This window comes from Microcoleus sp. Pol7_A1 (assembly GCF_036701085.1).
GTDB lineage: Bacteria > Cyanobacteriota > Cyanobacteriia > Cyanobacteriales > Microcoleaceae > Microcoleus > Microcoleus asticus.
This window is the reverse complement of the sequence record NZ_JAUBQD010000016.1, coordinates 1-17,673: the sequence shown is the minus strand read 5'-3', so window position 1 is coordinate 17,673 and position 17,673 is coordinate 1. Positions and strand designations below refer to the sequence as shown.

The following is a 17,673-nucleotide window of genomic DNA, read 5'->3' as shown; positions in this document are numbered from 1 at the left end:
AGCATCCTCAACCAGAACCGATTGTCGAAAATCTGCAAGTTGTTTCAGAAACGGTAGAGTCGATCGAGCATCCTCAACCAGAATCCGAACCAATTGCAGAAACAGAGGAAATAAGCGATTTAGAACCAGAAATGCAACCAGTGGCAGATTTTCTGGAAACTGTAGAAAGACAAGAATTGATCGAGAATCCTCAACCAGAACCGATTGTCGAAAATCTGCTGATTGTTGAAAGGCAAGAGTCGATCGAGCCTCATCAACCAGAACCGATTGTCGAAACACCAGAGTCGATCGAGCCTCATCAACCAGAACCGATTGTCGAAACACCAGAGTCGATCGAGCCTGATCAACCAGAACCGATTGTCGAAAATCTAGAAGTTTCAGAAACCGTAAAGTCGATCGAGCATTCTCAACCAGAACCGGTTGTCGAAAATCTGCTCATTGTTGAAACGGTAGAGTTGAACCAACCTTCTCAACCAGAACCGGTTGTCGAAAATCTGCTCATTGTTGAAACGGTAGAGTCGAGCCAACCTTCTCAACCAGAATTCCAACCAGTTGTCGAAACACAAGAGTCGATCGAGCATTCTCAACCAGAACCGGTTGTCGAAAATCTGCTAATTGTTGAAATACCAGAGTCGAGCCAACCTTCTCAACCAGAACCGTTTGTCGAAAATCTACTCATTGTCGAAATACCAGAGTCGAGCCAACCTTCTCAACCAGAACCGTTTGTCGAAAATCTACTCATTGTCGAAACACCAGAGTCGAGCCAACCTTTTCAACCAGAACCAGTTGTCGAAAATCTGCTCATTGTTGAAACGGTAGAGTCGAGCCAACCTTTTCAACCAGAACCGGTTGTCGAAAATCTACTCATTGTCGAAACACCAGAGTCGAGCCAACCTTCTCAACCAGAACCGGTTGTCGAAAATCTACTCATTGTCGAAACACCAGAGTCGAGCCAACCTTCTCAACCAGAACCGGTTGTCGAAAATCTGCTCGTTGTCGAAACACCAGAGTATCGCCAACCTTCTCAACCAGAATCCCAACCAGTTGTAAAAAATAGGCAACTTAAAAAAAAGCCACAACCGAGTAGCGATTCTCAACCAGAACAGCCACCTGTTACCAAAAAGCGACAAATAGAAAGAAAGCAACACAATAGCGACGACAGCGAAACACCACCCGCCGAGGACTCAAAATGAACCAATCACCAAGAGCCAATTACCCATTCCCAATTCCTAAAGGTTAGTAATGATTAGTAATATTGTCGCAATTTACCGCAAAGAACTACAAAGCTATTTTGCCTCGCCATTAGCCTATGCCATCGCAGCAGTCTTTTGGCTAATCACCGGCTACTTTTTAATAGCTATCCTCCTCGCCCCCGACGGGTTAATTCCCCAAATCGGCCAGCGAGACCAAATGGGAATTACCGAACCCCCCATCGACGTAGCCTACGAATTCCTGCAACTATTTCTGCGAATAATGGGTTCCCTTTCATTGTTCGTACTACCCGCACTCTCAATGGGACTTTACGCAGAAGAACGCAAACGTGGAACCTTAGAACTATTAGCCACATCGCCCTTAACAAACTGGGCAGTTGCTACTGGTAAACTCCTCGGAGTTTTAACATTTTATACAACCATGTTGGTGCCCCTGCTGTTCTGCGAGGCGATCGCCCTCAGTTCCTCAACCCCACCCGTACCCCCCGCAGTTCTCCTGCTAGGACACGGCGGCTTAATCTTACTAGCAGCAGGAGTATTGTCCCTCGGAATGTTTATTTCCTCCCTCACAGACAGCACAATTTTATCAGCCATCCTCACCTTCGCTCTAGTATTATTTCTGTGGGTGATCGATGCAGCCGCCGTGGCTATCGGTGGCCCCTTCGGAACAGCATTAGGACATTTGTCGCTATTAACACATTATACCAATCTTGTCAAGGGAGTTTTTGATACCAGCAGTTTAATTATGTTTGCCAGTTACATCATTTTAGGAGTATTTCTGACCGCCCAATCCATCGATGCTTTGCGATATCAGCGTTCTTAAAAACATCAGGGAAGAGTTCGGGTAATCAAGAGGGGAGAGTGGGAAAGTCGGAGAGTAGGAGAGTCGGAGATTAAAGGAGAGGCCAACAATTCCCAATTCCCAATTCCCAATTTCCCATTCCCAATTCCCAATTAATGTTAATTATTCCACTAATTTGTTGAAATAATGAAATTTATCAATCCAAAAATCGACTTTGCGTTCAAAAAAATATTCGGTTCCAGCGACAGCAAAGACATCCTGATTAATTTTTTGAACGCCATTCTTTATGAAGCACAACCAGTCATCGAAGACCTAGAAATAATCAACTCCCAACCCGAACCTCAAACTCTCGCAACCCAAGACACACACCTAGATGTCAAAGCCACAATTAACGGCGGCAGAATCGCCCTAGTTGAAATTCAACTGATCAACGTGCCTTTCTTCGGGAACAGAGTGTTGTACAACGCGGCCAAAAGCTACAGCCAGCAATTAACAGGAAAAGAACGCTACGAAAGACTAAAAACTGTAATTTCATTAAAAATTTCCGACTTTGAAATGTTTGAAAATCAACCCGAATTTATGTCGCGGTTTGTTTTTCAAGAAAAAGAGCAACAGTTTGATTGTCCAGATACTGAAATAGAATTAGTATTTATCGAACTGCCAAAATTTAGAAAGGAATTAGCAGAATTAGAAACAACCGCCGACAAATGGATTTACTTTCTCAATAACACCAGCAATCTGGAGACTGTACCAGAAACACTGAGTGCAGTTCCCGAACTTCAGAAAGCTTTGATAATTGCCAACGAGGACAACTTCACTCAGCAAGAATTAAATGAATTGCAGAAGCAAGAAGTGTGGATTCAAGACCAGCAGATTGCCATAGATTTAGCAAGAGAACAGGAGACAAAAAGCGCTCAACTCTCGTTAATATTGCGTCAGCTAGTGCGGCGCTTAGGCACAATACAACCGGAAACAGAAAACTGCATCCGTCAATTAGGCATAGAGGAATTAGAAGCACTAGGAGATGCCGCAATCGATTTCAACCATCCGTCAGATTTAACAGCATGGTTGCAGACTAATGCGATCTAGAATAACATCCTCAAACCGGAATTTTCTCACTCAATATTTAGATTATGAAAATTAGCAAAAAAAATTGGAAATACGTTTTTTTGCTGGGCCCCCTCCTCATCGCAGCGGGGGTAACAGCAGCACTTGTATCTGGAGTATGGGAACCCCTGACAGTCGGTTTAGTTATTGCCGGAGCAGTGACGATCGCACTTTGGCTGCTATATTTGAGTTACGAACAAAGCTTTTGGGGGCAGCGTTCCACGCAAGCCAGCACCAACGCCCTAGTTGCTACCCTCGCCGTATTTGTGATTCTCGGAGTAATTAACTTTATAGCCGTTCGCTATCCCGTCCGCATCGACTTAACCGAAAGCCAACAATTTACCCTCGCCCCCCAGACTCAACAAATACTGCGAAACCTGCAACAAACAGTCAAAGTTTGGGTATTTGACCCCACCCAAAATCCCCAAATTAAAGAATTGCTGCAAAGCTACAAACGCGAGGGAGGAGAAAAGTTCCAATTTGAGTTTGTTGACCCGCTAGCCCAACCGGGAAAAGCGCGAGAATTTAGCATTACCAGCATCGGAGAAGTTTACCTGCAATCAGGGGACAAAAAACAAGTTCTGCAAAAAGGTGGCACTGCTTTTGGTAGCGACCCCAATCAAGGTCTTTCAGAGATAAAACTGACCAATGGCTTAGAAGAAATTCTGAGCACTCGCGTTGCGACAGTTTACTTTTTGCAAGGCAAAGGAGCCCGCCCGCTAAAGGAAGGTCAAGGCGGAATTCAGCAAGCTGAAAAAGCTCTGAAAGATAAATACTACAATGCCCAAACGCTGAATTTGACCGAACGCAAAGAAGTGCCACAAGATGCAGATGCTTTAATCGTTCCGGGGCAGGACAAACCGTTTTCCGATACAGAAATTAAAGCACTAAAAGCTTATCTCGATCGCGGCGGCAGTTTATTGTTAATGGTAGACCCGGCAATTGATACGGGATTGGACAAACTGCTGCAAGAATGGGGGGTCAAACTAGACACCCGTTTGGCCATCGATGCTTCGGGTAGTGGTCAAAGATTTGGCCTCGGCCCTACGGTTCCCACAGTCAGGCGCTACGGCGAACATCCGATTACTCAAAGTTTTGGAACCGGCATTTCATTTTATCCGTTTGCGCGTGCTTTGGAAACCTCGCCCGTAGAAGGGATAGAGGAAAAACCTCTGATTTGGACGAGTCAAGAAAGTTGGGCGGAAAGCGATTTGACGACGAGGAAATTGGAGTTCGATCAAAAGACCGATCGACAAGGCCCGCTATTATTAGGTGTAGCTTTAGTTCGATCGTCCACTGACAGCACTCAGTTAAAGCCCTCACCTTCACCAACACCCGTAACGCCATCACCCCAAGCATCGCCGACAACTTCGCCATCGCCGACAACTTCACCGACAACTTCGCCATCACCGACAACATCACCATCACCGACAACTTCGCCATCACCGACAACTTCGCCATCGCCGACAACATCACCGACAACATCGCCATCACCGACAACATCGCCATCACCGACAACTTCACCATCGCCGACAACTTCACCGACAACTTCACCATCACCGACAACTTCACCATCACCGACAACTTCACCATCGCCGACAACTTCACCAACAGCTTCCCCAATAAGCTATTCGGTGATTGTCTCGCAAGAAGCTACGCCTCCAGCATTACCGACGACTTCGCCAACATCGGCAGCATCTCCCACAGCATCTCCTACAGAATATCCGGAAAGTTCGCCAACACCCACAGCATCTCCCACACCGACACCAGAAACATCTCCCACAGCATCTCCCGCAGCATCTCCCAGTCCAACAGCTACTCCTTCTACGCCTTCAGCTTCTGGAAAAACATCGCGAATGGTAGTAATTGGCACATCTCAATTTGTGACTAACGGTTGGTTTGACCAACAACTCAATAGCGACGTGTTTCTCAATTCAGTCAGTTGGTTGAGTAAACCAGACCAGCAAAGCTTTTCTATCAGTCCGAAAAAAGCTACCAACCGCCGCATTAACATGACGGCTATTCAAGTAGGATTGCTGGTTTTAGCTTGGCTAGTTTGGCCTTTACTCGGACTGGGAATTGGCGGCGCTATCTGGTGGAAGAGAAGATAAGTTAGTTCACTGTTGACTGTTGACTGTTGACTGTTGACTGTTGTCAGTGGACTGTTGACGGTTGTCAGTTCTTATTAATAACAGACTCCCCAATGCCCAATGCCCCATGCCTAATTCTCAGTTATTATGAAATTGCAGAAAAATACATTAGTATTGATAGCCGTCGCGTTGAGCATGACTGGGTTGGTTGCTTTGTTCGAGATGCAAGTATCTCCGAAACAGGAAGCCGCGAAGGAAGAAAAACAGAAAATTTTTGCTTTCAAGTCCGATCGCGTACAATTCTTTACAGTCAAAACTCCGGAAAATATATTGACTTTTGAGCGAGTTTATGCAACAAAAGGAGGCAAGTCTAGCTGGGAAATGAAATTGCCAGTGCAAGCACACGCAAGTCAAGCATCGGTGGATTTTTTGCTAGACAGGCTCGCAACAGGAAAGAGCGATCGCACGATTAATATTAGTGCTGCTCAACTGCCAGAATTCGGTCTCGACCAACCCCAAGCTACAGTCACAGTAAAACTGGACAACCAGGAAACTCACCGCCTAGTTTTAGGCAAAACAGACTTTAGCGGCCGCTTCTTGTACGCTCAAGCCAATCCGCCGGAAGCGCCCCCTCAAAATTCCGCCCAAAATTTGCCCGTGCTGCTAGTGCCTTTTGACTTTAAAAATGCCGTCCAGCGACCTTTGTCAGAGTGGAAAAAAGCAGAAGTACCCAAAACAGACAAACCGCAAAAACCATCTCCCACGCCAAGTCCTGAGAATAAATAGATGGCAGGTCTATCTGAGATGTTGCACATTCTCAATAAGCCTTTTATGAACAGGCAAGATGCCTGTGAAGCGAAGAGTGAATTTTCTTGTGGAACAGACCAGAAAGCCTCTTGCTGACAATGGTGCGCTCTGGGATAGAATTTAAAGAACAAATCCCAAAACCTGTTACATCCAACATTCCTCACCTAAAATACAGAAAAGTCTTAACTTAAACTGTATTTAAGTAGCGTGCATTACCCCCAGGAAAGGGCGAATATGTTTCAGACAGCACTCAACAAAGGTACGACAGCAACGGATACAGCGCTTGACGTTGAACTCCGCAAGGTCTTTAAGGTATTTAACGGCGAAACCGCAGTCCGCGGAGTAGACTTCAACATCCGCCAAGGAGAATTTTTTAGCATTCTCGGGCCTAGCGGCTGCGGCAAGACTACGACGCTGCGGTTAATCGCTGGGTTCGAGACTCCCTCGGCGGGCGAATTAATGATTCGCGGCCAGTCGATGACCAACACTCCAGCTTACCGCCGTCCGGTAAATACTGTGTTTCAAAGCTACGCTTTGTTCGGACACATGAATGTCTGGGACAATATCGCTTTTGGATTGCGGATAAAAAAGCTGGGGAAAGCGGAAATTGAAGAACGGGTACGGGAAGTTTTGGCATTGGTGAAAATGGAATCTTTCGCCAACAGGTTTCCCGGTCAAATGTCCGGCGGCCAGCAGCAGCGGGTGGCTTTGGCGAGAGCTCTGGTAAATCGACCGGCGGTTCTGCTGCTGGACGAACCTCTGGGTGCTCTGGATTTGAAGTTGCGGAAGCAGATGCAGTTGGAACTGTCGAATTTGCATCAAGAACTCGGTTTGACTTTTGTGATGGTGACTCACGACCAAGAAGAGGCGATGAGTCTGTCTGACCGGATTGCGGTGATGCACGAGGGCCGGATCGAGCAAATTGGCTCTCCTGAAGAAATTTATGAGTGTCCGCAGACGGCTTTTGTGGCGGATTTTATTGGCGATACGAATTTGTTTGCGGGTACGGTAGAATCGATCGACCGATCGACTATCACAGTTCGCACATCAGCCAATCTGAAAATAACCGTTCAGCAGTCGGATATGTGGAATGGTGTCACAGGCGACTCTGTTGTGGTCAGCGTTCGGCCGGAAAAAGTATATTTGAATCTCTACCAGCCGGAAGTGTCGGTCAACTGTTTTGAAGGGCGGCTCAAAAATACTATGTACATGGGCACGCACGTTCATTACGTGGTTGAGTTGGCGTCGGGCGATAAAATTACCGTGCGCCAGCCAAATACCGGTGGCTCTTTCCCTGATCCGCACACGCCGATTTATGCTTACTGGGGAACTACTGATTGTCTCGCTTTGACCGATCGAGCATAATTACGAAAGAAGTTCGCCAACGAACACGCGATCGAGATTTAACGGATGTCACGGAGGTCGGGAAGTTCGGCAACGAACAGTGTACGGGATTTAACCGATTTAACAGATGGATGTTGCAGGGAAGTTCGGCAACGAACAGTGTAGGGATTTAACGGATTTAATCGAATTTCCCAATCCCTAATTCCCCAATCTAAAATCTAAAATCTAAAATCTAAAATCGAATTTCCCAATCCCCAATTCCCCAATCTAAAATCTAAAATCTAAAATCTAAAATCGAACTGTGCCTCCGACTAACTTACCAATTTCCAGGATTTTTCCGGCTAATTCTACACGCCGTCAGTTCCTAAAAAATTCGGCGGCGACAATTTCCGGGTTAGCTGTTTCTAGTTGCGGCTGGCGACTTGCAGACGTACAATCTGCTCCTCCCGTCAAAGGTTCTGCCGACCAACTTTTCATCTATACTTGGGCAGGCTATACCGATAACGCTTTGCTCGATCGCTTTGCCCAAAAAACCGGCATTCGCGTAGTGGCCGACGTGTTTAGTTCCAACGAAGAGATGCTGGCGAGAGTTCAAGCCGGTGGCGCCCGCGCCTACAGCATCATTTACCCGTCTGACTACATGGTGGTTCAAATGACGGAACTCGGGCTGTTGAGCCCATTAGACCACTCGATTTTGGGCGGGCTCGATAGGCTCAAAAAACAGTTTCAAAACCCTGTCTATGACCCAGGAAACCGCTACAGCGTCCCTTTGAGTTGGGGAACCACAGGCTTGATTTACAACACCGAACAACTCAAAGAAGCTCCTGAAGATTGGAACTATTTGTGGGAACACAAAAAGGAGTTAGCAAAGCGAATGACGCTGGCCAGTGATGTCCGAGAAGTCATGGGCGCTGCGTTGCGGATGCTGGGTTATTCTCTGAATTCTACGAACCAAGAGCAAGTGAAAAAAGCTTACGAAAAGTTGGTGGAACTCAAACCGGCGATCGCATCTTTTACTACTGATGCTTGGCGGCCTCAAATGCTGACGGGGGATTTGAAGGTAGCTATGTGTTATTCTTCTGATGCTAATGAAGTAATTTCAGATAACGATAAATTGAAGTATGTCGTCCCCAAAAGCGGTTCTTCTCTGTGGACTGACACTTTAGTAATTCCTAAAGGTTCTCCCAATCCCGAAGCAGCTTATAAATGGATTAACTTTCTGCTGCAAGGCGATGTCGCTGCTTCTTTAGTAGAGCGGCTCAGTTTTTCAACTCCTTCGGAAGATGCTTTTAGTTTGTTGACGCCGGAACTCCGCGAAAATGAGCTTCTTTTCCCTTCGGAAGCTGTTTTGAAAAATTGCGAAGGTGTGGCTCCGGTAGGGAAATTTATGGAAGTGTACGATCGCTATTGGACTCAATTAACCAGCGGCTAATCATCAAACCTAGGGCGGGTTTTACACACAATGTCTGATTCTCACCCAATATTTACATAAACCCGCCCCCGTACAGCCGATCGCCTACTATATCCGTATTATATCCGCGTTAATCCGCGTTCATCAGCGGTTAAAAACTCAAAAAAATTGATTTATGGCTGTTTCAACTAGAACTCCCCCTCCTATTCCTCCCAATTCTCCCTTGAAGGCTGAAACTGTTTCCCCGTGGTCGGCGTGGACAGGCCCGCTGGCATTGCTCGGCCCTTCTGGCTTGTTGCTGCTTTTATTATTAGTTATACCAACTCTGGTGATTTTTCAGCTTAGTTTGGTGCCGAATATTAAGCCGGGAGATTTGGTGAATCCTTCGGGAATCGCCAACTACCTGCGAGTGTTTGAGCCGCTGAATTTACAGGTGATGGGTCGATCGCTCTTTTTCGCAACGGGGACTACTATTCTGTGTTTGCTGCTGGGATTTCCCGTCGCTTACTGGATCGCCCTCAATGTCTCGAAAAAGTGGCGTAATTTAACTTTGTTAGGCTTTGTTTTGCCGCTGTGGACTTCTTCGCTGTTGCGATCGTATGCTTGGATTACAATTCTGCGTCCTACAGGGGTTCTCAACTCGCTGCTGGCACTTGTAGGCATTCCTCCTCTGGAATTGCTCAATCAAAGTTCCGCAGTTTTAATCGGCATGGCTTACAGTTATTTGCCTTATATCGTGACAATTCTCTACGCTTCTTTGGAAAAGTTAGACCGCAGGTTGCTAGAAGCATCTCAGGATTTGGGCGCCAATCCAGTAGAAACTTTCTGGAAAGTGACAGTACCTCAGACGATGCCGGGAATTGCTGCGGGTTCTTTGCTAGTATTTATTAGCTGTTTGGGCGATTTTGTCGATCCGGAGTTGCTGGGTGGAGCTTCTAGTATGACGGCGGCTCGTTTAATTTACAATCAGTTTTTGGGGGCAACTCAAAATTGGGGGCTGGGTTCGGCTCTGAGTATGGTATTAATCTTTGCAGTGAGTATCGGAATTGCCCTTTTGCTCAAATATGGCGATCGTAATGCAATTTAGGAGGAAGAAGGAAGAAGGAAGAAGGAGGAAGGAAGAAGGAAGAAGGAAGAAGGAAGAAGGAAGAAAACAATCCTAACCAATTACCAATTACCCATTACCCATTACCGATTACCGAGACATGGAAAATACCACCGAAAATCCACAGGAGGAAATACAAGCCGATATGTACTTAAAACCTAAATTTAAGATTTCTTGGCAGGTGATATTTGCCGTTGTGATGTTTTTTTATATGTACCTGCCCATCTTGGTACTCACCTTTTACAGCTTTAACAAATCGCGTTTTAGCGCCGGCTGGGAAGGATTTACTTTAGATTGGTACGTTAAATTATTTAGCGATACGCGGATTTTAATTGCCCTGAGAAACAGCTTAACAGTGGCTGTTTGTGCAGTTGCAATCTCGGCTGTACTCGGCACTTTAATGGCCGTTGGTTTAGCCCGCTACCGCTTTCCTGGCAAGAATTTATATCAGGGAGTTTCCTACTTGCCGATTATTATTCCAGATATTGCGACCGCAGTTGCTACTCTGGTATTTTTAGCGGCGCTGGCTATTCCTCTGAGTTTGTGGACAATTGTCGCCGCTCACGTTGTGTTTTGTCTGGCTTACATCGCTCTAGCTGTTTCTACTAGATTGGCTGATTTAAACCCGTATTTAGAAGAGGCTGCCTTGGATTTGGGCGCAACGCCTGTTGAGGCTTTTATTCAGGTTTTGCTCCCTCAATTAATACCCGGAATAGTTTCGGGTTGTCTGCTGTCTTTTGTCCTCAGCATGGACGATTTTTTGATTGCGAGTTTTACAGCAGGTAGCGGGACTACAACTCTGCCGATGGAAATTTTTAGCCGGATTCGGACTGGGGTGAAACCGGATATTAATGCTCTGAGCGTGCTGTTGATAGTAGGTTCGGGAGGATTGGCATTTTTAGCGGAATATTTGCGCGGCCGGGGCGAGCAAAAACGGGCTCATTAGTCATTAGTCATTGGTGATTAGTCACCAAAAAACCCGGTTTCGTTAAGAAACCGGGTTTATGAAGCGGTGTGGTGCCAAGTACGAACCCTACAAAAGTTCTGCGTGTAGGACCCAATTGCTGCTACTTGGCTGGTAATTTCACTTTAGTAGCCAAACCTAGTGCTTCCAAAACTTGAATTGTCATCCAAGTGAAGTCAATTTCCCACTTTTCCATCCCGTGACGCGCCGAGTATTGATAAGCATGGTGGTTGTTGTGCCAGCCTTCACCGTAAGTCAGGACAGCCACCCACCAACAGTTAGTAGAACTATCGTTTGTTTCGTAGGTGCGGTAGCCAAATTTGTGAGTGGCGCTGTTAACAAACCAGGTGCAGTGATACACCAAAACTAAGCGTACAAAAATTACCCAGACTACAAACGGCCAGCCTGCGGCTAAGTAAAGCAAGACGCCAAAGACGATTTGCATCGGGAGAAAGTAGTTTTGCAAAAACTGGTAAAACGGGTCGCTCGAAATGTCTTTTGTGCAGCGGGCAATTTCAGCGTGAGCTGGACCTTTATATAGCATCCAGCCGATGTGACTCCACCAAAAACCCTTTTGGGCATTGTGAGGGTCGAGCGCATTTTGGTCAGAGTTGGTGTGGTGCAATCGGTGCAGCCCAACCCAATCAATTATTCCTCCTTGACAGGCAAGGGCTCCGCAAAATGCTAGAAAGTATTCTACGAATTTTGGTGTCTGAAAACTGCGGTGGGTGAGCATACGATGCCATCCCAGAGTTATTCCCAAACCGCCGGTTATCCAGTGCATGAATACTGTTAAACCAACTGCTGTCCAATTGAAGTTACTGGGTAGCAGTGCGAACAAAGCGCCGATATGAAGTCCTGCTAAACTAATAACGTGCTTCCAATTGTATTGGAGTTTTTCTTGCGTTGCAATTGTCATTCTCTTTTTGATTTCTGATGAGATGCCGAGCTAGATTCACGCATAATAGTTGGGATTGAGCAGTGAACTTTTTTGCTGCACTCTTGCCCAAACTAATAAAGAATCAATGATAGATTTGGGATTAGGATTGAAAAAGATTTACGGTTGTATTTTGAAAATAAAAAATTTGGCTGCCAAACAAATTTTTTTCTTCCCAATTATATTATAACTGATTCTGGTTTTGGTTGGGTCGATCGCACCAGAGGATTCGAGCTTACTTCAACCCAACCTATACCGATCGCAAAAACAGGATTAGTCATTGGTCACGAGCCATTAGTCAAGAACAGATGACCGATCACCAATAACTAATTGCCGATCGCTATTTTTCTGCTAATTTCACTTTGGTTGCCAAACCCAGCGATTGCAGCAATTGAATTGTCATCCAGGTGAAGTCGATTTCCCACCATTGCAGGCCGTGGCGAGCCGAGTATTGAAAGGCGTGGTGGTTGTTGTGCCAGCCTTCGCCGTAGGTGAGCAGAGCCACCCACCAACAGTTCGTCGATCGATCGCCCGACTCGTAGGTGCGGTAGCCGAATTTGTGGGTAGCGCTGTTAACCAGCCAAGTGCAGTGGAACACCACCACGATCCGCATAAACACGCCCCAAACCACGAAAGACCAGCCGCCTAATAAATAAAGCAACACACCGAACACAACTTGGATGGGGATAAAATATGCTTGGAGAAACTTGTATACTGGGTCGTCGCCGATGTCTTTAGTAAAGCGGGGGATTTCAACTCTGATCGGGAGATCCGAGAGCATCCAGCCCATGTGGCTCCACCAGAAGCCTTGATTGGAATCGTGGGGATCTGTTCCGGTGTCGGAATGTATGTGGTGTAACCGGTGCATTCCTACCCAGTCGATCGGGCCACCTTCACAGGAAAGAGTACCGCAAATAACTAGAAAATACTCTAGCCATTTAGGTGTTTGAAAACTGCGGTGGGTGACGAGGCGGTGAAATCCGAGAGTAATTCCTAAACCACCTGTTACCCAATGCAGGAATACTGCTAGCCCGACCGCAGACCAGCTAAAATTACCCGGCAGCAAAGCAAATAAAGCACCGATGTGCAGAAAGGCCATAAAGCCTACGACAGGCCAATCAGGAGAAGTTTTTTTGGAAGTTGCAATCGTCATGAATATATTGTGTTTACAAACTAGGGGCCGCATCTACGCCATAATGAACAGCGCGCACGCAAAGGGTGAGCGAGGTATAGATGAATAGCGTTTCACGGCTACAGGAAGCAGAACAGGCACTCTTTCAGATTTTTTCTGGTATTGACACTACAGTCAAGCAAAATCTTCAACGAGTCTTAAAAGCTTTTCGCAGCCACCGGGTTGGAGTCCACCATTTTGCAGGGGTTACGGGTTACGGCCACGACGATTTGGGTCGGGAGACTTTGGACGGGGTGTTTGCCGAAGTAGTAGGGGCAGAGGCCGCGGCTGTCCGGGTACAGTTTGTTTCGGGCACTCACGCGATCGCCTGTGCTCTTTTTGGCATCCTGCGTCCTGGTGACGAAATGTTGGCAGTGGCTGGTTCTCCCTACGATACTTTAGAAGAAGTGATCGGCTTGCGGGGGCAAGGTCAAGGTTCACTTGTTGAGTTTGGCATTAGTTACCGTGAGTTGCCTCTAACTCGCGAAGGAAGTTTGGATTGGCAGGCACTGAGCTCTACTATTTCAGCAAAGACTCGCCTGGTTTTTATCCAGCGCTCTTGCGGCTATTCTTGGCGGTCGAGTTTGTCTATTTCTGAGATTGAAAAAATCGTCGCCATAGTCAAACATCAGAATCCTAGCACAATTTGCTTTGTTGATAATTGTTACGGGGAGTTTGTTGATGATTGCGAACCTACTGCTGTGGGTGCGGATCTGATGGCTGGTTCTTTAATCAAAAATCCGGGGGGTACGATCGTCCCTGCTGGAGGTTACGTAGCCGGCAGGGCGGATCTGGTGGAAGCCGCAACTTGTCGCTTGACAGCGCCGGGAATCGGCAGCAGCGGCGGCGCAACTTTTGATTTGAATCGACTGCTGTTTCAGGGTTTATTTATGGCTCCCGGTTTTGTGGGGGAGGCGATGAAGGGAAATCATTTAACGGCTTATGTTTTTTATAAGTTGGGTTATCGAGTGAATCCTATGCCTTTGGCTAGAAGACGAGATGTGATTCAGGCAATCGAATTCGGTTCTGCTGATAAATTAGTAGCTTTTTGTAAGGCTGTTCAGCAAAATTCTCCCGTGGGCTCTTATTTAGACCCTATCCCAGCTCCGATGCACGGATATGAAAGTCAGTTGGTGATGGCTGGGGGTACTTTTATTGATGGGAGTACGTCGGAGTTTTCGGCTGACGGGCCTCTGCGGGAGCCTTACGTGGCTTTTTGTCAGGGGGGGACTCATTGGACTCATGTATCGATCGCCCTTGAGGCTGCGATCGAGGGTGTGGGCCCAGCTAAGTAAGTTTGTAGTGAGGACTTCTGTCTTCTCTGTGGCTGATAGTCAATAAGGACTCAAGTCTTTACTACAAACAATTTTTGTAAACAATAATCAGACCGACAATAAATCCGATGATTGTTCCGAAGCCGATAATAAAGCCGATCGGGGTGCCATTTCCCCCATCAGCTTTTTCAATTTCTGCCAATTCTGCTAAAGTTAAAACTTTGACATCATCGGGCAAATTCATTCAGCATTGCTGAGTGCTTGAATATCGCTGTTCATAATCACATTTACATGGCGCGTAATTTTGTCAATTTCCCAATCCCACCACCGAATTTCTAATAGTTTGGCAACTTCATCATCGCTAAAACGCTGTTTAATTGGATGTGCGGGGTTTCCACCTACAACGGTGTAAGCGGGAATGTCTTTTACTACAACGGATTTTGCGGCAATAACGGCACCGTCGCCAACTTTTACTCCTGGCATAATCAAGGATTCATAGCCGAGCCACACATCATTGCCAATTACGGTATCGCCTTTACTTGGCAGTTCCATTAATAAATTCATGGCTGTTTCCCAACCATTTCCAAAGATGGGAAAAGGATAAGTTGAAATGCCGTCTAGTTTATGATTTGCACCGTTCATAATGAATTTGACGTTGGTGGCGATCGCGCAAAATTTGCCAATAATTAATCGGTCGTTTCCGTAGTTATAAAGTACATTTTTTTCAAAATTTTCTGGCTCTATTGGATCGTCGTAATATGAGTAATCGCCGACGATAATGTTGGGAGATTTAATAAAGTTTTTGATGAAGCATACCCGCCGCTGATCGACCATCGGATAAGGTCGGTTTGGATCGGGCCCTATTTCTGTCATAAGTTTCAAGCCTTATTCGTTAAGCTGCTGGATTGATGTACTGTTAATTACAGTTAGATTTGCTTCTGCTTCATTAACATAGAGTAATAAGGTTTGTCAAGGGGTGGGCGAGAAATTTTGGTCGATCGCCCTGCAAGAAATGAGACAAAATGGTAAAAGCCAACATCCATCCGTGTTGCGAAACGGTTAAAAATCCCAAATTAATATTAAAGAAGCGATCGCAGTGAGATAATTTATGAGAGTACGAACCTACTTCATCGGTGATACCCAACAAATTGTAAAACTGTTTTACGACACCGTACCATTGCAAGATGCGATAGCCAAATACACAGCCGTGGAACCCCATTCTACTCTGGTGAAAATTGCCCGCGGCTTGGGAATTTGCCTGGGAGATTAACACAGAAGTTACCCAAATTGTACCTTAAAAAAGGTTCGTAGTTGCGCTTGGGCGCTCCGGAGTACCCAAGCGCAACTACAAACCTACTTCTCTAGCAATTACCGCAGCAGCAATGAGGCGATCGCATTCAATAATTCCTGGCATTCGTCCGCAGCTAACAAGTCATCAGAATTACGAACCAGACAGTTATAAATATAATGCGCTGCTTGAATTTGCTCCGGCACTTTGTAGCCTTCCCAAACTTCCTTATTGGGAATAATAAACAGCAAACTTGCTAGCATCTTTTTTTGAAGGATTAGAGAATTAGGGTGAGATTCAAACAGCACCTCGGTTGAACCCGATAAAAATCGGCGGATCTCAAACCCCGTAGAATTTATTTGCTCCTTTAAAGCTTGTAAAAAAATATATTGATAAACTGTAATTAAGCTATAATTTTCTAAGAGAGTCTCAGCGAGTTGCTCTTGAAAAAAATCGATATCTTCACTTTGGCAGTAAAGCATATCTGGCAAAGGCAAAGCCAAAACTTCGGGATGATTGACTCGACCCCAAATGTGGGTGAGAACGTGGTCTCTACTTAAAGTCCGAAAGTCCATACTTTTAGAGCCTGCAGTTAACTTATGAAAAAAAAAGGAAAGATTGAATGATTTTCAACCTAACAGATTAATTTCCCCCACACCTTCCCCTTCCACCTCTTTTAAATTACTTGTAGCTCATTTAGCAGAGTCGGGAAATCACCCGATCGGATTATCTTTGAGAGTGAGGGCGATCGAGGCCTACAATCTAATTAACACCGGAGACTATTTATGAGAGTACGAACCTACGAAATCGGTGATACCCAACAAATTGTAAAACTGTTTTACGACACCGTACACGAAGTAAACATCCGCGATTACACACAAGCACAAGTAGATGCTTGGGCACCAGCAGATATGGATATCGAAAGTTGGACTAAAAGTTTAAGCAGTAAATTTACTTTTGTAGCAGAAGAGGGTGATAAAATTGCAGGTTTTGGGGAATTAGAAGCAAGTGGCCATATCGATCGCTTTTACTGTCATCAAGATTTTCAAAGACAAGGAGTTGGCAGGCTAATTTTAAAACAAATTGAGTCAAAAGCCAAAGACTTAGGAATTAACAAGTTGTTTACCGAAGCCAGCATTACAGCTCGACCTTTTTTTGAAAGCCAGGGATTTATGGTGATTACAAAACAAGAAGTAGAACGGAGAGGACAAAAATTCATCAACTTTTCAATGGAAAAAAATATATAAACAACGATTTGTGTAAAATTAGATCGAAGAGTTTTACGGAGGAGTTGCGATGGTGACGGAAGCTACAAATGTGCTGGGCGGAAAGTTAGAGAATTGCTGCACTTCGCCAATGACGGGGTATTATCGGGACGGCAAATGCAATACAGGTGGTGGCGACTTTGGGGCTCACACTGTTTGTGCTCAACTGACAGAAGAGTTTTTGCAATTCACTAAATCGAACGGAAATGATTTGAGCACTCCGGTTCCCGAATTTAACTTTCCCGGTTTGAAGCCTGGGGATTGCTGGTGCTTGTGTGCGTCTAGGTGGAAGGAAGCAATGGATGCGGGAGTTGCGCCGCCTGTGGTTTTGGCTGCGACTCACGCCTTGACTGTGGAATACGTTTCTCTGGATGAATTGAAGCAGCACGCTGCTGATTTGTAGGAGGATGTTGGTGTGCGATCGCTTTTAGTCAATAAGGGCGATCGGGTTTTTCTGATGAATAGCAAATTTATCCTTCCTAACTGAAATATTTAAGTGCGATCGGGCGTCACTGTAAAGTTTTATGGTTGAGCTTGTGGTTCCCACTTACAGATAGACTCTGGTTTGAGAGGGCAAGTTTTGGGAGCGATGGGATTTCCGCTGAGGTTGAGTTCAGTCAGTTTATGGAAAGATGCTAGCGGTTCGATGTCGCCGATTTGATTGTTTTCGAGTGAGAGCAAAGTCAGCTTAGTCAAGGATGCTAGCGGTTTGATATCAACGATTTGATTGTTGTTGAGCCAGAGAATCTCCAGTTTAGTCAAAAATTCTAGGGGTTTCAGATTAGCGATCTCATTCTTGTTAAGTGATAGCCCTTCCAGGTTAGGAATGAAAATTTAATAACATTAGCGTCTGCTAAATAGTCGGAACTGCACGATAATTCCATTTTGGTAGATATT

General features: G+C 45.6%; 20 protein-coding genes and 1 pseudogene. 15 read left to right on the top strand and 6 right to left on the bottom strand.

The genetic code is table 11. The features are described from left to right. The 10 genes and pseudogenes from QUA20_RS11765 to QUA20_RS11720 form a co-directional block, all read left to right on the top strand. Positions 1-1,193: pseudogene (locus QUA20_RS11765) on the top strand (ATP-binding cassette domain-containing protein); the annotation flags it as partial. 49 nt (positions 1,194-1,242) lie between these two features. Beyond that, the gene (locus tag QUA20_RS11760; protein ID WP_333188974.1) at positions 1,243-2,034 is read left to right on the top strand and encodes an ABC transporter permease; all 792 of its coding nucleotides are present in this window, start codon (positions 1,243-1,245) and stop codon (positions 2,032-2,034) included. A gap of 165 nt (positions 2,035-2,199) precedes the next feature. After that, positions 2,200-3,102, top strand: a complete 903-nt coding sequence (locus QUA20_RS11755) for an Rpn family recombination-promoting nuclease/putative transposase (protein ID WP_333188972.1) — start codon at positions 2,200-2,202, stop codon at positions 3,100-3,102. A 44-nt stretch (positions 3,103-3,146) separates the two neighbouring features. Next, on the top strand, positions 3,147-5,231 hold the full coding sequence (locus QUA20_RS11750) for a Gldg family protein (protein WP_333188970.1): 2,085 nt from the start codon (positions 3,147-3,149) through the stop codon (positions 5,229-5,231). A 126-nt stretch (positions 5,232-5,357) separates the two neighbouring features. Then, complete coding sequence (locus tag QUA20_RS11745; RefSeq protein WP_333188968.1) at positions 5,358-5,996, top strand: DUF4340 domain-containing protein; 639 nt, start codon at positions 5,358-5,360, stop codon at positions 5,994-5,996. A gap of 255 nt (positions 5,997-6,251) precedes the next feature. Continuing rightward, entirely contained in the window at positions 6,252-7,382 is a 1,131-nt protein-coding gene (locus QUA20_RS11740) for an ABC transporter ATP-binding protein (RefSeq protein WP_333188966.1), read from the top strand. After that, complete coding sequence (locus tag QUA20_RS11735) at positions 7,355-7,534, top strand: hypothetical protein (RefSeq protein ID WP_333188965.1); 180 nt, start codon at positions 7,355-7,357, stop codon at positions 7,532-7,534. Before QUA20_RS11740 ends, QUA20_RS11735 begins: the two co-directional genes overlap by 28 nt. A gap of 128 nt (positions 7,535-7,662) precedes the next feature. Beyond that, a complete protein-coding gene (locus tag QUA20_RS11730) occupies positions 7,663-8,793 on the top strand; it encodes a spermidine/putrescine ABC transporter substrate-binding protein (protein ID WP_333188963.1) in 1,131 nt (376 codons plus the stop codon). 154 nt (positions 8,794-8,947) lie between these two features. Continuing rightward, entirely contained in the window at positions 8,948-9,859 is a 912-nt protein-coding gene (locus tag QUA20_RS11725) for an ABC transporter permease (protein WP_333188961.1), read from the top strand. Between the two features lie 118 nt (positions 9,860-9,977). Beyond that, the gene (locus QUA20_RS11720; RefSeq protein ID WP_333135873.1) at positions 9,978-10,823 is read left to right on the top strand and encodes an ABC transporter permease; all 846 of its coding nucleotides are present in this window, start codon (positions 9,978-9,980) and stop codon (positions 10,821-10,823) included. 121 nt (positions 10,824-10,944) lie between these two features. Here the strand turns inward: QUA20_RS11720 and QUA20_RS11715 are convergent, their stop codons facing one another. Further along, complete coding sequence (locus QUA20_RS11715; RefSeq protein ID WP_172187906.1) at positions 10,945-11,760, bottom strand: acyl-CoA desaturase; 816 nt, start codon at positions 11,758-11,760, stop codon at positions 10,945-10,947. 358 nt (positions 11,761-12,118) lie between these two features. Continuing rightward, on the bottom strand, positions 12,119-12,931 hold the full coding sequence (locus QUA20_RS11710; protein ID WP_190745228.1) for an acyl-CoA desaturase: 813 nt from the start codon (positions 12,929-12,931) through the stop codon (positions 12,119-12,121). Between the two features lie 80 nt (positions 12,932-13,011). Between QUA20_RS11710 and QUA20_RS11705 the strand changes: the two genes are divergently transcribed. Beyond that, entirely contained in the window at positions 13,012-14,244 is a 1,233-nt protein-coding gene (locus QUA20_RS11705; protein ID WP_333188957.1) for an aminotransferase class I/II-fold pyridoxal phosphate-dependent enzyme, read from the top strand. 61 nt (positions 14,245-14,305) lie between these two features. Here the strand turns inward: QUA20_RS11705 and QUA20_RS11700 are convergent, their stop codons facing one another. Further along, complete coding sequence (locus QUA20_RS11700; protein ID WP_333188955.1) at positions 14,306-14,467, bottom strand: hypothetical protein; 162 nt, start codon at positions 14,465-14,467, stop codon at positions 14,306-14,308. Further along, complete coding sequence (locus tag QUA20_RS11695; RefSeq protein ID WP_333188953.1) at positions 14,464-15,096, bottom strand: Vat family streptogramin A O-acetyltransferase; 633 nt, start codon at positions 15,094-15,096, stop codon at positions 14,464-14,466. The genes QUA20_RS11700 and QUA20_RS11695 overlap by 4 nt, the downstream gene beginning before the upstream one ends. Positions 15,097-15,331: 235 nt before the next feature. Here QUA20_RS11695 and QUA20_RS11690 point away from each other — a divergent pair, with 235 nt between their 5' ends. Then, positions 15,332-15,493 carry a hypothetical protein gene (locus QUA20_RS11690; protein ID WP_333188951.1) on the top strand — a complete coding sequence of 54 codons (162 nt, stop codon included), beginning with the start codon at positions 15,332-15,334 and terminating at the stop codon, positions 15,491-15,493. A gap of 98 nt (positions 15,494-15,591) precedes the next feature. On the opposite strand, the gene QUA20_RS11685 is transcribed toward QUA20_RS11690, so the two are convergent. Then, complete coding sequence (locus QUA20_RS11685) at positions 15,592-16,086, bottom strand: hypothetical protein (RefSeq protein WP_333188949.1); 495 nt, start codon at positions 16,084-16,086, stop codon at positions 15,592-15,594. A gap of 43 nt (positions 16,087-16,129) precedes the next feature. Here QUA20_RS11685 and QUA20_RS11680 point away from each other — a divergent pair, with 43 nt between their 5' ends. From QUA20_RS11680 to QUA20_RS11670, 3 genes are read left to right on the top strand one after another with little or no spacing between them, the layout of a single operon-like run. Next, on the top strand, positions 16,130-16,300 hold the full coding sequence (locus tag QUA20_RS11680) for a hypothetical protein (RefSeq protein WP_333188947.1): 171 nt from the start codon (positions 16,130-16,132) through the stop codon (positions 16,298-16,300). Continuing rightward, a complete protein-coding gene (locus QUA20_RS11675) occupies positions 16,297-16,758 on the top strand; it encodes a GNAT family N-acetyltransferase (protein ID WP_333188945.1) in 462 nt (153 codons plus the stop codon). The genes QUA20_RS11680 and QUA20_RS11675 overlap by 4 nt, the downstream gene beginning before the upstream one ends. Before the next feature lie 49 nt (positions 16,759-16,807). Further along, positions 16,808-17,179 carry a DUF2237 domain-containing protein gene (locus QUA20_RS11670; protein ID WP_333188944.1) on the top strand — a complete coding sequence of 124 codons (372 nt, stop codon included), beginning with the start codon at positions 16,808-16,810 and terminating at the stop codon, positions 17,177-17,179. 119 nt (positions 17,180-17,298) lie between these two features. On the opposite strand, the gene QUA20_RS11665 is transcribed toward QUA20_RS11670, so the two are convergent. Then, a complete protein-coding gene (locus QUA20_RS11665; protein ID WP_333189095.1) occupies positions 17,299-17,595 on the bottom strand; it encodes a leucine-rich repeat protein in 297 nt (98 codons plus the stop codon). Positions 17,596-17,673: the final 78 nt, after the last annotated feature.

Bases quoted from the DNA above. Each gene is read 5' to 3' on its own strand.
- QUA20_RS11760 (WP_333188974.1), top strand. From the start codon at position 1,243: ATGATTAGTAATATTGTCGCAATTTACCGCAAAGAACTACAAAGCTAT.
- QUA20_RS11755 (WP_333188972.1), top strand. From the start codon at position 2,200: ATGAAATTTATCAATCCAAAAATCGACTTTGCGTTCAAAAAAATATTC.
- QUA20_RS11750 (WP_333188970.1), top strand. From the start codon at position 3,147: ATGAAAATTAGCAAAAAAAATTGGAAATACGTTTTTTTGCTGGGCCCC.
- QUA20_RS11745 (WP_333188968.1), top strand. From the start codon at position 5,358: ATGAAATTGCAGAAAAATACATTAGTATTGATAGCCGTCGCGTTGAGC.
- QUA20_RS11740 (WP_333188966.1), top strand. From the start codon at position 6,252: ATGTTTCAGACAGCACTCAACAAAGGTACGACAGCAACGGATACAGCG.
- QUA20_RS11725 (WP_333188961.1), top strand. From the start codon at position 8,948: ATGGCTGTTTCAACTAGAACTCCCCCTCCTATTCCTCCCAATTCTCCC.
- QUA20_RS11720 (WP_333135873.1), top strand. From the start codon at position 9,978: ATGGAAAATACCACCGAAAATCCACAGGAGGAAATACAAGCCGATATG.
- QUA20_RS11715 (WP_172187906.1), bottom strand. From the start codon at position 11,760: ATGACAATTGCAACGCAAGAAAAACTCCAATACAATTGGAAGCACGTT.
- QUA20_RS11710 (WP_190745228.1), bottom strand. From the start codon at position 12,931: ATGACGATTGCAACTTCCAAAAAAACTTCTCCTGATTGGCCTGTCGTA.
- QUA20_RS11705 (WP_333188957.1), top strand. From the start codon at position 13,012: ATGAATAGCGTTTCACGGCTACAGGAAGCAGAACAGGCACTCTTTCAG.
- QUA20_RS11700 (WP_333188955.1), bottom strand. From the start codon at position 14,467: ATGAATTTGCCCGATGATGTCAAAGTTTTAACTTTAGCAGAATTGGCA.
- QUA20_RS11695 (WP_333188953.1), bottom strand. From the start codon at position 15,096: ATGACAGAAATAGGGCCCGATCCAAACCGACCTTATCCGATGGTCGAT.
- QUA20_RS11690 (WP_333188951.1), top strand. From the start codon at position 15,332: ATGAGAGTACGAACCTACTTCATCGGTGATACCCAACAAATTGTAAAA.
- QUA20_RS11685 (WP_333188949.1), bottom strand. From the start codon at position 16,086: ATGGACTTTCGGACTTTAAGTAGAGACCACGTTCTCACCCACATTTGG.
- QUA20_RS11675 (WP_333188945.1), top strand. From the start codon at position 16,297: ATGAGAGTACGAACCTACGAAATCGGTGATACCCAACAAATTGTAAAA.
- QUA20_RS11670 (WP_333188944.1), top strand. From the start codon at position 16,808: ATGGTGACGGAAGCTACAAATGTGCTGGGCGGAAAGTTAGAGAATTGC.